The organism is Halomonas sp. RT37 (genome assembly GCF_040070525.1).
Classification (GTDB): domain Bacteria; phylum Pseudomonadota; class Gammaproteobacteria; order Pseudomonadales; family Halomonadaceae; genus Halomonas; species Halomonas litopenaei.
In genome coordinates this window covers 2,260,901-2,275,133 of sequence record NZ_CP098827.1, presented here as the reverse complement: position 1 = coordinate 2,275,133, position 14,233 = coordinate 2,260,901, and the positions used below count along the sequence as shown (strand labels likewise).

The 14,233-nt window shown below is 65.5% G+C and carries 11 protein-coding genes; 5 read left to right on the top strand and 6 right to left on the bottom strand.

Annotation, left to right across the window (positions count from 1 at the left end; genetic code table 11):
- Positions 1 to 44: 44 nt before the first annotated feature.
- Together NFG58_RS09645 and NFG58_RS09640 are read right to left on the bottom strand one after the other, a co-directional pair.
- Entirely contained in the window at positions 45 to 824 is a 780-nt protein-coding gene (locus NFG58_RS09645) for a TatD family hydrolase (protein ID WP_348828055.1), read from the bottom strand.
- Position 825: 1 nt separating this feature from the next.
- Entirely contained in the window at positions 826 to 2,415 is a 1,590-nt protein-coding gene (locus NFG58_RS09640) for a peptide chain release factor 3 (protein WP_348828054.1), read from the bottom strand.
- 311 nt (positions 2,416 to 2,726) lie between these two features.
- Here NFG58_RS09640 and NFG58_RS09635 point away from each other — a divergent pair, with 311 nt between their 5' ends.
- The gene (locus tag NFG58_RS09635; protein WP_348828053.1) at positions 2,727 to 4,280 is read left to right on the top strand and encodes an alkaline phosphatase D family protein; all 1,554 of its coding nucleotides are present in this window, start codon (positions 2,727 to 2,729) and stop codon (positions 4,278 to 4,280) included.
- 145 nt (positions 4,281 to 4,425) lie between these two features.
- Here NFG58_RS09635 and NFG58_RS09630 read toward each other — a convergent pair whose 3' ends face one another.
- Complete coding sequence (locus NFG58_RS09630) at positions 4,426 to 7,578, bottom strand: efflux RND transporter permease subunit (protein ID WP_348828052.1); 3,153 nt, start codon at positions 7,576 to 7,578, stop codon at positions 4,426 to 4,428.
- Positions 7,575 to 8,903 carry an HlyD family efflux transporter periplasmic adaptor subunit gene (locus tag NFG58_RS09625; RefSeq protein ID WP_348828051.1) on the bottom strand — a complete coding sequence of 443 codons (1,329 nt, stop codon included), beginning with the start codon at positions 8,901 to 8,903 and terminating at the stop codon, positions 7,575 to 7,577. Before NFG58_RS09625 ends, NFG58_RS09630 begins: the two co-directional genes overlap by 4 nt.
- 317 nt (positions 8,904 to 9,220) lie before the next feature.
- On the opposite strand from NFG58_RS09625, the gene NFG58_RS09620 reads away from it, so the two are divergent.
- Positions 9,221 to 10,480, top strand: a complete 1,260-nt coding sequence (locus tag NFG58_RS09620; protein ID WP_045991463.1) for an ATP-binding protein — start codon at positions 9,221 to 9,223, stop codon at positions 10,478 to 10,480.
- A gap of 21 nt (positions 10,481 to 10,501) precedes the next feature.
- Positions 10,502 to 11,041 (top strand): response regulator transcription factor, encoded by a 540-nt coding sequence (locus NFG58_RS09615; protein WP_045991464.1) that lies wholly within the window; start codon positions 10,502 to 10,504, stop codon positions 11,039 to 11,041.
- A gap of 373 nt (positions 11,042 to 11,414) precedes the next feature.
- Here the strand turns inward: NFG58_RS09615 and NFG58_RS09610 are convergent, their stop codons facing one another.
- Both NFG58_RS09610 and hybE read right to left on the bottom strand, forming a co-directional pair.
- Positions 11,415 to 12,185, bottom strand: a complete 771-nt coding sequence (locus tag NFG58_RS09610) for a 3-hydroxybutyrate dehydrogenase (protein ID WP_108447995.1) — start codon at positions 12,183 to 12,185, stop codon at positions 11,415 to 11,417.
- A 139-nt stretch (positions 12,186 to 12,324) separates the two neighbouring features.
- The gene (hybE, locus tag NFG58_RS09605) at positions 12,325 to 12,744 is read right to left on the bottom strand and encodes a [NiFe]-hydrogenase assembly chaperone HybE (protein WP_108133582.1); all 420 of its coding nucleotides are present in this window, start codon (positions 12,742 to 12,744) and stop codon (positions 12,325 to 12,327) included.
- Between the two features lie 121 nt (positions 12,745 to 12,865).
- Between hybE and NFG58_RS09600 the strand changes: the two genes are divergently transcribed.
- Both NFG58_RS09600 and NFG58_RS09595 read left to right on the top strand, forming a co-directional pair.
- Positions 12,866 to 13,696: an inositol monophosphatase family protein gene (locus NFG58_RS09600; RefSeq protein WP_108133581.1), complete on the top strand. Its 831-nt coding sequence runs from the start codon at positions 12,866 to 12,868 to the stop codon at positions 13,694 to 13,696.
- A 187-nt stretch (positions 13,697 to 13,883) separates the two neighbouring features.
- A complete protein-coding gene (locus tag NFG58_RS09595) occupies positions 13,884 to 14,147 on the top strand; it encodes a GrxA family glutaredoxin (RefSeq protein ID WP_045991468.1) in 264 nt (87 codons plus the stop codon).
- Positions 14,148 to 14,233 lie beyond the last annotated feature (86 nt).

Sequence of the window (14,233 nt, the reverse complement as noted above, 5' to 3'; positions counted from 1 at the left end):
GCCTGGGTATTTCGACCCGGGCGATAATCCCGCCGTCGCCCGGGTCAGGGTGCCGGCAGGCCGAACAGCCGGCGGGCATTGTCACTGGAGTGCAGCGCCACGGTTTCCGGTGTCTGCCCTCTGATCTCGGCCACGTGGCGACACACCTCGGCCACCAGGGCAGGTTCATTGCGCTCGCCCTGGTGGCCCGACAACGGCATGTCAGGACTATCCGTCTCCAGCACGTAGGCGTCATCGGGCAGCGACGCCACCGCCCGGCGCACCCTCCTGGCCCGGGGATAGGTCACCGCCCCCCCAAGGCCCAGCGTAAACCCCAGATCGACAAAGCGGCTCGCCTGCTCCGGAGAGCCGGCGAAGGCATGGATGAGGCCCCCTGCGGGAAGCCCGAACTGGGCCAGACGCTTGGCGACGTCGTCGTTGGCACGCACACAGTGGATCACCACCGGCAGGCGCAGATCCCGCGCCAGCCTGAGCTGGGCATCGAACAAGTGCCATTGGCGATCGAGGGTGTCGCCAAAACGCGCATCGATCCCGCACTCCCCCAAGGCGACGCAGCGAGGGTGGGCCTCCAGCGCCTGGCCCAGCGCGCTGATGTCGTCATCCTCGCCATCCAGCCGATGATGCTCCAGAAACACCGGATGCAGACCGAGACAGGCGTGCAACCCCGTCTGCTCGGCCAGGCCCAGGGTGCCCTGCCAGGCGTCACGGTGGGTACCAGCGACCACCAGCTGTTCGACGCCCGCCCGCCTGGCCCTGGACAGGACCGCGTCGCGATCGGCGTCGAAGTCGGCAAAGTCGAGGTGGCAGTGAGCGTCGATCAGCATTTTAGTGCTCGCGGGTCTCCCTGAACCGTATTTCCGGCCAGCGCTCCTGGGTCATCTGCAGATTGACCCGGGTCGGGGCGATATAGGTCAGGTAGCCACCGCCGTCGATGGCCAGGTTGGTGCTGGCCTTGCGCTTGAACTCCTCGAGCATCTTCGGATCGTCGCAGTAGATCCAGCGGGCGGTATTGACGTTCACCCCTTCATACATGCAGTCGACCTTGTACTCTTCCTTGAGGCGATGGGCGACCACATCGAACTGCAGGGTACCGACGGCGCCAAGGATCAGGTCGTTGTTGTCCAACGGCATGAATACCTGGGTGGCGCCCTCCTCCGAAAGCTGCTGCAGGCCCTTCTGCAAGGCCTTCATCTTCAGCGGGTCCTTGAGCCTGACCCGCTTGAACAGCTCCGGGGCGAAGTGGGGAATGCCGGTGAATCGCATGTCCTCGCCCTGGGTGAAGGTGTCACCGATCTGGATGGTGCCATGGTTGTGCAGGCCGATGATGTCACCGGGCCAGGCTTCTTCCACGTGGGCACGATCGGAGGCCATGAAGGTCAGGGCGTCGGCGATCTTGACGTCCTTGTTGATGCGCACATGGCGCATCTTCATGTTCTTCTGGTACTTGCCCGAGCACACCCGCAGGAAGGCGATGCGGTCACGGTGATTGGGATCCATGTTGGCCTGGATCTTGAACACGAAGCCGGTGAAGCGCTCGTCCTCGGCCGGCACCTCGCGCACGTCGGTTTCCCGCGCCTGGGGCGGCGGCGCATACTCGACGAAGCCATCGAGCATCTCGCGCACGCCGAAGTTGCCCATGGCGGTACCGAAGTACACCGGCGTCAGCTCGCCACGGCGATAGGCCTCGAGGTCGAAGCTGTGGGAGGCACCGCGCACCAGCTCGACCTCCATGCGCAGTTCCTCGGCCAGATCCTCGCCGAGCACCTCGTCCACCTCGGGGCTATCGAGGCCTTCGATGCGCTTGTCTTCCGGAATTCGGTTGCCTTGCCCCTGGGTGTACAGGTGGATGACGTCATTGTAGAGGTGATAGACCCCCTTGAACTGACGCCCCATGCCGATCGGCCAGGTCATCGGCGCACACTGGATATTGAGCACCGTCTCGACCTCATCCATCACCTCGATGGGGTCACGGATGTCGCGGTCCATCTTGTTGACGAAGGTGAGGATGGGCGTGGTGCGCAGGCGGCAGACCTCCATCAGCTTGATGGTGCGGTCCTCGACGCCCTTGGCGCCGTCGATCACCATCAGCGCTGAGTCCACCGCGGTCAGGGTGCGGTAGGTATCCTCGGAGAAGTCCTCGTGGCCCGGCGTATCGAGCAGGTTGACCATGCGACCGCCGTAGGGGAACTGCATCACCGAGGTGGTCACGGAGATACCGCGCTCCTGCTCCATCTTCATCCAGTCCGAGGTGGCGTGGCGATCGTCACGCTTGCTCTTTACCGAACCGGCCAGCTGGATGGCGTTTCCGAACAACAACATCTTTTCGGTGATGGTGGTCTTGCCCGCGTCCGGGTGGCTGATGATGGCAAAGGTGCGCCGAAGCCCGGTTTCCTGGGCCTGCTTGGGGTTGGACATGGAGACGGTTGCCTGCTTGCTCGTAAAAAAGTGGGGCACGGGGACAAGGCCCCCATGCGCAAGGGCGCCATGATACCGCGACAGGGGCCCTGGCTGCATCTGACTATACTGGCACCATCATCCTCTCTATCGAGCCCCCTCGCGTTTCGTTGCGGCTCTGCGGTTCATTGCGCTTCGCATTAATGCAATAGATTCGCGATCAAGCTGTCATCGACGGCCGCAATGCTAGGCGACTGGCCGCGACCACTCCCCCGCGAAGGGCGACGCGCCACCCCGCCAAGACCACCGGACGCAACGACAAGGAGAGCCCCATGCAACCCACCCGACGCCAGTTTCTCGGACTCGGCCTCAAGGCCGGTGCCGGCCTCGGCCTGATCACCGCCGCCCCCGGCATCGTGCTGGCCGAATCCCGTCGACCCGTGATCACCTCCGGGGTAATGAGCGGCGACGTCGGCACCGACCGCGCCATCATCTGGTCGCGTGCCGACCGCCCCTCGCGGATGCTGCTGGACATCGCTGACAACGCTGCCTTCAACAACGCCCGTACCCTGCAGGGACCCACCGCCCTGCCGGCCAGCGGGCTTACCGCCAAGCTCGACGTCACCGGCCTGGCCGACCTGCCGGAGGTGTTCTACCGCGTGCACTTTGCGGCCCTCGGCGACGACCGCGCCGTCAGCGAGCCGGTCATCGGCCGGCTGGTCATGCCGGGACGCTCACGCCGTTCGGTACGTTTCGTGTGGTCGGGCGATACCGTCGGCCAGGGCTGGGGCATCGACGAATCCCGCGGCGGCATGCGCATCTACGACACCATGCTCAAGCAGTCGCCCGACTTCTTCCTGCACTCCGGCGACACCATCTACGCCGATGGCCCGCTCGAAGAAAGCGTGAACCTGGAGGACGGCAGCGTCTGGCGCAACCGCATGACCGAAGCAAAGAGCAAGGTAGCCGAGACCCTGGATGAGTATCGCGGCCAGTACCTCTACAACCTGCTGGACGACAACCTCAAGCGCTTCAACGCCGAGGTACCGATGTACGCCCAGTGGGACGACCACGAGACCGTCAACAACTGGTACCCCGGCGAGATCCTCGATGATCCGCGCTACACCGAGAAGAACGTCTCGCTGCTGGCGGCGCGTGCCCGCCGCGCCTTCCTCGACTCGATGCCGATCCGTCAGCGCCCCGAGGCCCCCGAGATGATTCGCCGTCGTTTCACCTACGGTCCCGAACTCGAGGTGTTCATGCTCGACATGCGTACCTATCGCGCGGCCAACAGCACCAATACCCAGGGCGCAGACGACCCGGCCTCGAGCCTGATGGGGGCTCGCCAGGTGGACGACTTGATCGCGGCGCTGAAGGCCTCGACGGCCACCTGGAAGATCATCGCCTCCGACATGCCGGTGGGCCTGGTGGTCGCCGACGGCGAGCACTTCGAAGCGGTGGCCAATGGCGAGGGTGGCGCCCCTTCCGGGCGCGAGCACGAGATCGCCCGACTGCTCAAGGCGATCCACGACAACGCCATCGCCAACGTGGTGTGGCTGACCGCCGATGTCCACTACACGGCCGCCCATCACTATGCGCCGGAACGTGCCAGCTTCCAGCAGTTCACGCCCTTCTGGGAATTCGTCAGCGGCCCGCTGCACGCCGGTACCTTCGGCCCCAATACCCTGGACGCCACCTTTGGCCCGGAGGTGGTGTTCCAGAAGGCCCCCGCCGATGGTCGAGCCAACCTGCCGCCCAGCGAAGGCTTTCAGTTCTTCGGCCAGGTGGACCTGGATGGCGACAGCCTGGCGCTCACCGTCACCCTCAAGGACACCGAGGGCAACAGCCTGCATCAGCAGGTATTGACGCCCCAGCAGGCCAGCTAGCCAAGCGATGCCGCCTGTCGCTGCCAAGACCCGACAGCGCCGCCGTCAAGGCGGCGCTTGCCCTTTGCCCCTGAGGCCACGGGCCCAATGGAGCGCACGACAGGCCCACCATGCGCAGGTCCGACTGCGCCCCCCCTATAGCGGCCTAGCCCTCAGACGTGGTGTGACGTGATGTCCGTGAGGCCAGCGCGGCCTTGAGGTGTTCCAGGTAGCTCAGCAACACCGGGATCACCGCCAGCACCAGCAGGGTCGAGACACCGAGGCCGAAGGCGATGGTCACCGCCATGGGGATCAGGAACTGAGCCTGCAGCGAGGTCTCGAACAGCAGTGGGGTCAGTCCACCGATGGTCGTCAGGGATGTCAGGAACATGGCCCTGACCCGCTGCACCACCGCCTCGTTGAGAGCCGCGTCGATATCCCGCCCGGCGTCACGCTCGTGACGATAGAAGGTCACCAGGATGATCGCATTGTTGACCACGATCCCGGACAGCCCGAACAGTCCGAACATCGACAGGATGGTGAGATCCAGCCCCATCACCCAATGGCCCAGCAAAGCCCCCACCAGCGCCAGCGGAATGGTCGCCATCACGATCAGCGGCAGGCTCCAGGAGGCAAATACCCAAGCCAGCACCACGTACATCAGCCCCAGCCCGATGATCAGACCGGTACGCATGTCGGCGAAGGTATCACGCTGGTCCGCCGCCTGGCCCTCGAAGGTGTAGCTCAGGTGGTAGCGCTCGGTCAGCGCCGGCAGCACCTCGGCTTGCAGCGCCTCGACCACCGTGGCGGTGTTGGTCACCTCGGTGTCGAGGTCGGCGCTGACTTCGACGGCCAGACGGCCATCGGCGTGACGCAGCGCCTCGAAGCCCTGGCGGTGATCCAGTGCCATCACCTGGTCCAATGGCACCAGGCGGCCATCGTCCACTCGCACCATCAGCCGCGGCAGGGTCGCCAGGTGCTCACGCTGGTCCTGCGGCAGCAGCACCCGCACCTCGATCTCGTCGGCACCGTCCTGGTAGGTCTGCACCAGCACGCCATCGAAGGCTGCCCGCAGCTGGCGTCCGAGTTCCCGGGTGGTCAGGCCCAGCGCCTGACCATAGGCGTTAACCGAGTAGATCAGCTGTTCGCGCCCCCAGGGCATGTCGTCCTCGGGCTCCAGCACCCCGGGCAACTGTCCGAGGCTACGGGTCAGTGATTCCGCCGCCCGCTTCAGCGACTCGGCGGACTCGCCGACCAGGCGCACGTTGACGTCACGCCCCGGTGGCCCGCCGCTGCGCTCGACGATGGACAGGGTGTCGAGTCCCGGGACCTCGGACAGACGCTCTCGCCAGGCACGGATAAACGGCAGATTGCGCACCGAGCGCCGGTCGGACGGCACCAGCTCGACCATGATCGAGCCGACATTGTCACCGGTACGCCCGCTGGCGTCGGCGGACAGGGTGCCACCCACGCGCACCACGGCGCTGCGCACCAGATCCCCGCCGAGATCCTCTTCGGTGTCGTCGAGGGCCTTTTGCATGGTGGCCAGATAGTCTTCGACCCTATCTCGAGAGGTGCCGGTGACGAAACTCAGGTTGGCGTAGAGGATATTCGGCTCCGGCGTGGGGAAGAAATTGAACGCCAGACGCCCGCCCGCCAGGAGTCCCACCGTCACCAGCACCAGCGCCAGCGCCGCGCTCAAGGTCAGCGCCCGATGGCGCAGGGTGCTGGCGGAGAAGCGTCGGAAGGGCCCCTGGCGAAAACGATCGAAGCCGCTGTCGAAGGCACCTCGCAGACGCCCCAGCGGTCCCGGACGGCGCTCGCCGCCGACGCGGGGCGAGAAGGCGTTGCGCAGGTGGGCCGGCAGCACCACGAAGCACTCAAGCAACGATGCCACCAGCACGCAGATCATCACCACCGGAATGTCGCGCAGGATGTTGCCGATGATTCCCCCCACCATCAACAGCGGCATGAAGGCGGCCACGGTGGTCAGCGACGACGCCACCACCGGCCACAGCATCCTGCGGGCCGCACCCGCCGAGGCCAGGCGTGCCGCCTCGCCTGCGCGAAAGTGAGCATCGGCGTCCTCGCCGACGACGATGGCGTCGTCAACGATCACCCCCAACGCCATGATCAGGGCAAACAGCGAGATCATGTTGACCGAGCCGCCGATGCCCCAGAACACCGCCAGTGCGCCGAGAAAGGCGGTGGGAATACCGATGGCCACCCACAGCGCCACCCGCGCCGGCAGGAACAGGTACAACAGCGCCAGTACCAGCACCAGCCCGCCCAGGCCATTGTTGATCAGCAGACCGATGCGATCGGCGATCAGCTGCCAGGTCTCGTCGTGTACCTCCAGCGTGATGCTCTCCGGCAGTTCCGCGCGGGTTTGCTCCAGCCAGCCATTGAGCACCTCGGCGGCGGCCAGTGAGTTGCCGCTCTCCGAGCGCTGCAGCATCAGCTCCACCGCCGGTTGTCCATGGTGGAGCACCTCCACCTGTCGCGGACGGTTCTCCTGGCGGATCACCGCGATGTCACCGAGCGCCAGACGCACCCGCTGGCCTCCGCGCACCGCGATATCGGCGAACTCCTCGGCGCTGCGGCGCTGTTCCACCGCGCGCAGCTCGCGCTCGCCGTCCTGACTGCCAAGCAGCCCCGCGGGCAGGTCCAGCGATAGTCCCTCGATGCGCTCGGCGATCTCCGGCAGGCTCAGGTCCAGCTCGCCGAGGCGCTCCACCGGCACCTCCACGCTGATCTGCTGCTCCGGCAGCCCGACCAGCTCGACCCGATCGATCCCGGCCGACAGCAGCTCGTCCTCGAAACGCCGGGCCAGCCTCCGCAGCGCCTCGCGATCGACGTCACCGGACAGTATCAGGCGGGCCACCGGCTCGAAGTTCTGGGCCCGCGAAACGCGCGGCTCCTCGGCGTCCCCGGGCAGGTTGGTGAAGCCATCGACCTGCTCGCGCACATCGTCCAGCGCCAGCACCGGGTCGGTACCCTCGTAGAACTCCAGGGTAATGCTCGACACCCCCTGGGCCGAGGTCGAGGTCATCCGCTTCAGGCCATCGAGATTGCGTAGGCGCTGCTCCAGCGGGATGGTGATGCCCTGCTCCACGTCTTCCGCCGAGGCGCCGCTGTAGACGGTCTGCACCGAGACGATGTCCAGCGCAAAATCGGGGAAGAACTGGATGTTCATCCGCGACAGGCCCAGGGCGCCGCCGATCAGCATCACCAGCATCACCAGGTTGGCCGCGACCCGGTGGCGGACAAAGAAGCCGATCGGGCCTCTGGGAGCATTCGGTTGGGTATCTTCGCTCACGGGCCGGCCTCCGCCCGAACATCGTCGCCCGCGGACGGTGAGCTCACGGGCTCACCAGACCTCTGGCCAGCCGGCGCCTGGGTTGCGCTGATATCGGCGGGCCCGCTACCCCGGGACAGGTCCACCACCCGCAGTCCTTCGATGGCGTTGGGCAGATGGGTGATGGCCAGGCGCTGGCCGTCGGCCAGACCGTCACCGCTGACGATCACCCAGGAGCTCCCGTCAGGACCGCTGGTCTCGCCGTGTCGCCTGACCTCAATCGGCCGCAGGCGCCCCTCTTCGATAACGTAGATCCGATCGGCACCGTACAGGGCGCTGAAGGGTATCGCCGCACTGTCGGCCACCTCGGGACGGGCAAGCGATAGCGATACCAGCGAACCAGGCCGCAGGCGGGCCGGCGAGGACACCACCTCGAGGATGGCCTCGGTGCCGGCGGGGTCCCCCTGGCCCGACAGTGCTCTCAGCCGATAGCGCCCGCCCTCGTCGTCGACGGCCTCAGGGGGAGCGCCATCGGCCAGGCTCGACACCAGTTCGGACTGCACGCCCCTGGGCACCCGGGCACGCACCTCGAGGCCATCGAGCGGGATCAGATCGAGCAGGGCGTCACCCTCGCGCACCCGGTCGCCCGGCGCGACTTCAACAGCGGTGGCGATACCGTCGAAAGGCGCTTCGGCCCGGGCCCTTCGCGCATCGCGACGGGCTTCGGCCAGCGACGCCTCGGCCTGGCGCCGCTGGGCCTCGAGACTGGTCAGCCTGGCGGGGTGTCCGTCGAGTTCGCCCTGGCGACTGACCAGCGTCACCTGGGCTCGAGCGATTTCGTTCTCGTCGGCGTCAAGCTCGGCCCGGGAGGCCAGATTACGCCGCACCAGCGAGCGCATACGCTCGAGCTGACTGCGGGCGTTGTCGAGCAGCGACTGTTCCCGGGCCAGCGCCTGTCGATCGCTCTCGAAGCGAATCTTTTCCGCCTCGATCTCAGCCTCCAGCCGTGCCACCTCCGCCTCGGCCCGCGTCACCACCGGCACCACGTCTTCCTCGGCCAGGGCTACCAGCAGGTCGCCCTCTTCGACCCGGTCACCATCATGTACCGGGCGCTGCCCGACGTGGCCATCCAGCGACGCCACCAACCTCAGGCGATCCGGCGCCAGCACCTCGCCGTAGAGCGCCAGGGTCGGTGCGTGGCGGCCCAGCGACAGCGTCATGGCGGCGACCGGCCACTCTCGCTCTTCCACCGTTACCGGAGGCGGCGCCGGCCGCGTCACCTTCAACAGCCAGAACCCACCCACGCCGATCGCCAGAACCACGATCGGTAGCAGTCGCTTCAGCATTCCATCCATTCCCTTGTTCAGACCGCGCCCTTTGCCGATGAAGCGCTGTGTCAACGCATGCCGATAAAGCCACTTGGTAGTGTGCTCAAGCCGACAGTCACGTCGAAGACACCACCTGGCGTCTTCGCTGCACAGGCTCCTGCCACTGTTGCCCAGCCACGGGCGAGACGCAATCGCTCACCGCCAACGACCTTGTCCCTTGTGCGCATGCCCCTGGGAGCGGAGCCACCGATCCGGGCGCCGTGCCTGTAGCGCGCGCCCCACGACGGCCGGGGCTGCGATGCGCTATCATGCCGCCACTCATCGAGGGAGAGATCATGCCTGCCGCCCTTCCATTGCCGCTGTCGACGCCCAACCGCAATCTGATCCGCCTGACCTTCGTACGCGGCATCACCTGGACCGGCTTCCTGGTCGCCATCATCGTCGGCATCGAGCTGCTGGACTTCGCCCTCGACGTTCCTGCGGTGATCGCGGTGATCGTCGCCATGGGCCTGATCAATATCGCCACCTGGTGGCGCCTGGGCCGGCCCAGGGATGTCAGCCATCACGAGTACCTGATCCACCTGCTGCTGGACGTGGCCGGGCTGACCCTGCTGTTCTACTTTACCGGCGGTGCGACCAATCCCTTCATCACCTACTATCTGGTGCCGGTGACCATCGCCGCCGCCACCCTGCCCTGGCGTCACGCCTGGATCCTGGCACTCACCGCCATGGCCGCCTATAGCGCCCTGATGGTGGTCTACCATCCGGTGCCGCAGCTGGGCTCCCACTACGCCTCCAGCGTCAACCTTCACGTGCTGGGCATGTGGCTCAACTTCTTCCTGTCGGCAGGGCTGGTGACCTTCTTCATCTACAAGATGGCCCACGCCCTGCGCCATCGCGACCAGACCCTGGCTCGGACTCGCGAGGCGGCGCTGCGCTCGGAACAGGTGCTGGCGGTAGCGACCCAGGCCGCCGGCACCGCCCACGAACTCGGCACGCCGCTGTCGACCATGGCGGTGGTACTGTCCGAACTCAAGAACGAACACCACGACGACCCCAGGCTGGTGGAAGATATCGACCTCTTGCGCCAGCAGGTTGACACCTGCAAGGCGCGCCTGCGCAACCTGGTCGAAAGCGCCGACCTCAGGCGCAAGGACGAGCCGGAGACCCGCGACGCCCAGAGCTGGCTCGATGGCGTGATCGACCGCTGGCTGGTGCTGCGCCCGGACGTTACCCATCGCCTTGAGGTCGCACGCCGACGCGGCCAGCCATCGATCGCGGTGGATACCACCCTGGACCAGGCGCTGACCAACCTGCTGAACAACGCCGCCGACGCCCAGCCAGACGATATCGAGATCCAGCTCGACTGGACCGCCGACAAGGTGATCATCGATATCCGCGATCATGGGCCAGGCATCCCCATGTCGATCGCCGACCAGCTCGGCGAGACCTTCGTGTCGACCAAGAGCAAGGGACTGGGAATCGGCCTGTTCCTGACCCATGCCACCATCAATCGCTTCGGCGGGGGCGTCAGTCTGTATAATCATCACGACGGCGGCACCCTGACCGAGGTCACCCTGCCCCGCGTCGGCTGAGTCTCCATTCACGAGGACATCATGCAAGACACCGCACACCGGCTACTGATCATCGATGACGATGAGGTCTTTTGCCACGTACTCGAACGCGCCATGCAGCGCCGCGGCCACGAGGTCGAGGTGGCCCATGACGCCACCCAGGCGCTGGAACTGGCGCGTCGCCACCAGCCTGAGGTCGCCACCCTGGACCTCAAGCTCGACCAGGACTCGGGGTTGAAGCTGTTGCCCGAACTGCTGGAGGTGGTTCCCGACTGCCGCATCGTGGTGCTGACCGGCTACTCCAGCATCGCCACGGCGGTGGAGGCGATCAAGCTCGGCGCGGTCAACTACCTGTGCAAGCCAGTGGACGCCGACGAGGTACTCAGCGCCCTGGAACAGCGTGAGGGCAATCCCGAGACCGAGGTGGCGGACAATCCCCCGTCGATCAACCGCCTGACCTGGGAGCATATCCAGAAGGTGCTGCAGGAACACGACGGCAACATCTCGGCCACCGCCAGAGCGCTCGGCATGCACCGTCGCACCCTGCAGCGCAAGCTGCAGAAGCGGCCAGTCCGGCGTTGATGAAACCATCGTACGCCGCTGGTGATAGCTCTCGAGACAGTAGCCCCGCGCTAAAGCAGACGCCCGATACAGCGGACACCCGATACAAAAGAGACGCAGCCCAAGGGCTGCGTCTCTTGTTTGAGCTCAGCACGCTAGTGCATGCCCGACGTCGGGTGTCTCTCCGTCCTTCTCTACCGGCCCTCTCTACCGTCCTTCTCTCTACCGGCCTTCCCTACCGTCCTTCATTGCGCCAGGCACCTCTAGATCAGAGGTTCTTGCACCCGTGCATTTTACCCCCAGGCTCTCAACACGAAGGGCCAAGCGCCAGGGGGTCTGCAACAGAGGGTCTGAAACAGAAAGGTCTGCAACGGAGGCTCTGCAACAGCGTGCTTTACTGGGCGGTCCAGCCCAGATCGATATTCCAGCTGGCGCCGGTGACTGCACCGGCCGCATCCGAGGCAAGATACCCGACCAGGCTCGCCACCTCGGAGGGGTCGATCAAGCGCTTAACGGCGGCATTCTTGAGCATGATCTGTTCGATCACCTCCTGCTCCTCCATCCCATGGAGTCTGGCCTGGTCGGCGATCTGATTGTCCACCAGTGGCGTCTTGACGTAGGCCGGACACAGGGCGTTGGCGGTGATGCCCTGGGCGCCGCCTTCCAGCGCAGCGGTCTTGGTCAGTCCGATCATGCCATGCTTGGCGCTGATGTAGGCGGCCTTGCCGGGCGAGGCCACCTGGGCATGGACCGAGGCGATATTGACGATGCGCCCCCAACCATTCTCGCGCATTGACGGCCAGGCCGCCTGGGTCAGCAGGAAGGGCGCGGTCAGCATCAGATCGATGATCTGACGCCATTTTTCCTGGGGGAACTCCTCGATGGGAGCGACGTGCTGGATGCCGGCGTTGTTGACCAGAATATCCAGCCGCCCGAAGCGCCTCAGGGCTTCATCGACGGCGCCGCGACAGGCCTCGGCCTGGGTGAGATCGGCCTCGTGGAAGACCGCACCCTCGGCCTCGGCCACCTCCCGTCCGGCCGGGTTGAAGTCGACCGCCAGGACTTGATGCCCCTGAGCACGCAGATGGGCGACGACCGCCGCACCGATGCCGCTGCTGGTGCCTGTCACCAGGGCAACTCTGGGAGTGGAATGATCGCTCACTATTGCTCTCCTCTGGGTCTGGAACACATCACCCGTCGAACGGGTGGCGTCGCTGATGACGATGCCTGCCAATGCCTACATCAGCATCCCAGCATATGCCAGTGCTGCATTGCAGCGCCAGCCGGACAAAGGTCTCGATCGCTCACTCGGGGGCCGTCATCACCTTGTCCATCAGCCGCTGTGCCAGGCGACAGGCCTCGCCCATGTCGTCGACATCGCCAAGGTCGTTCAACAGCAGGCAGCGCCACAATATGTCCCCGGCCATGATTTCCGGCTCCAGCTCGAATTCCCCCCTTGGCAGCTCCAGCACCTGAGGCCCGGCCGTGCCCGTATCGCACGCCTCGGCGGATTCCCGCACCAGCGCCAGCGACAGGTCGCAGGGCGTCAGCCAGGCGCCAACCAGCCATCCAGGACGGCCAGGACAGGGCGCAAAACACAAGGCATCCACCGCAAGCCGGGGGTGAAACTCCGGGCGCGCCTTGAACGCCCGCAGGTGACGATCACTGAATTCCCTGGCAAGACGTTCCAGCCGCCGGTACTGCTCCATCGATAACGCAGACATCACACCTTCCTGTCACTGTTGAACCCTTGATACCCCGTTACTGTCCTCGACTCCCACAGGCACGCGCCGAACGGGAATGTTAGACTTCAGCCAAAATCCCTCCCCCTGCAAGGAGTCGCCCATGACCCTCGAGGAACGTCTGGAAGCCACCATCGACATCGCCACGGCGGCTGGCAAGATGATCCGCGATGCCCGCGAAGGTGACGACCTCAAGCATCACTTCAAGGAAGGCCAGGAGCTGGTCACCGATACCGACGTGGCGGTGGACACCATGATCACCGAACGCCTGGAATCGGCCTTCCCCGGCGAGGACCGCCTCAGTGAGGAGCTGGCCCCCGACAAGGATGCCGTGGAACAAGATGGCGCCCTGTGGGTGGTCGATCCCATCGATGGTACCGTCAATTTCGCCCACGGGCTTTTCCATGTGGCGGTGTCCATCGCCTACGTCAAGGATGGCGTCACCCAATTGGGCGTGGTCCATGCCCCCTTCCTCGGCGAGACCTTCACCGCGATACGCGACAAGGGTGCCTGGCGCAATGGACAGTCGATCAGCGCAAGCCAGAGCGAGTCCCTCGAGCAGAGCCTGGTCGGTACCGGCTTTCCGTACCGGCGTGACAGCCGTCTGCCCCTGATGCGACGCCTTGGCGCGGTGCTTCACCACTGTCGCGATGTGCGTCGCAACGGCGCCGCCGCCCTGGACCTGTGCGATGTCGCCTGTGGTCGCCTGGATGCCTACTACGAAACCGTCTCTCCCTGGGATTTCGCCGCAGGCTGGCTGATCGCCCGAGAGGCCGGCGCCCGCACCGGGCACCTGTATCCCTGCCCGGAGGGCCTGCCCGAGGACCTTTACGGCGAGAACCTGCTGGTCAGCGCCCCGGCGATCTTCGACGAACTCGGAGAGCTGCTGCGCCAGGCCGACGCAGGGGAATTGCGCGATATCGGTATCGGTTGAGCGTCGACTTTTCGCCATGTCGATAGCCGTGTTCGATCGGACGGCATTCAGCAACGCTATTGGCCTTCCGCGACGCAATCCGTCACAATGCGCGCCATCCACTTACTCATTGACCGTCCCGCCGCATGGCGCCGGACAGGTCGCTGATTCAACACTACCCACTGCATCAACGATGCGAGGAGCTTTCATGATTGTTGTCATCTTCGGTCGCCCCGGCTGCCCCTTCTGCGTACGTGCCAAGGAGCTCGCCAACTCCCTGAGCGACGCCGGTCGCATCGAGGGCTACCGCTACGTGGACATCCACGAAGAAGGCATCACCAAGGCCGATATGGAAAAGACCATCGGCAAGCCGGTCACCACCGTGCCGCAGATCTTCGTCGACCAGACCCACGTGGGCGGCTTTACCGAGTTCGACCAGTACGTTCGCGACAATGAGCTGATGCCTGCCTGAACCGACGGCACAGCCGGTAACAAGACGGGAAGCCCACACGGGCTTCCCGTTTTCTTGCTGAAGACCCCACGAAACGTGCGCCTGGT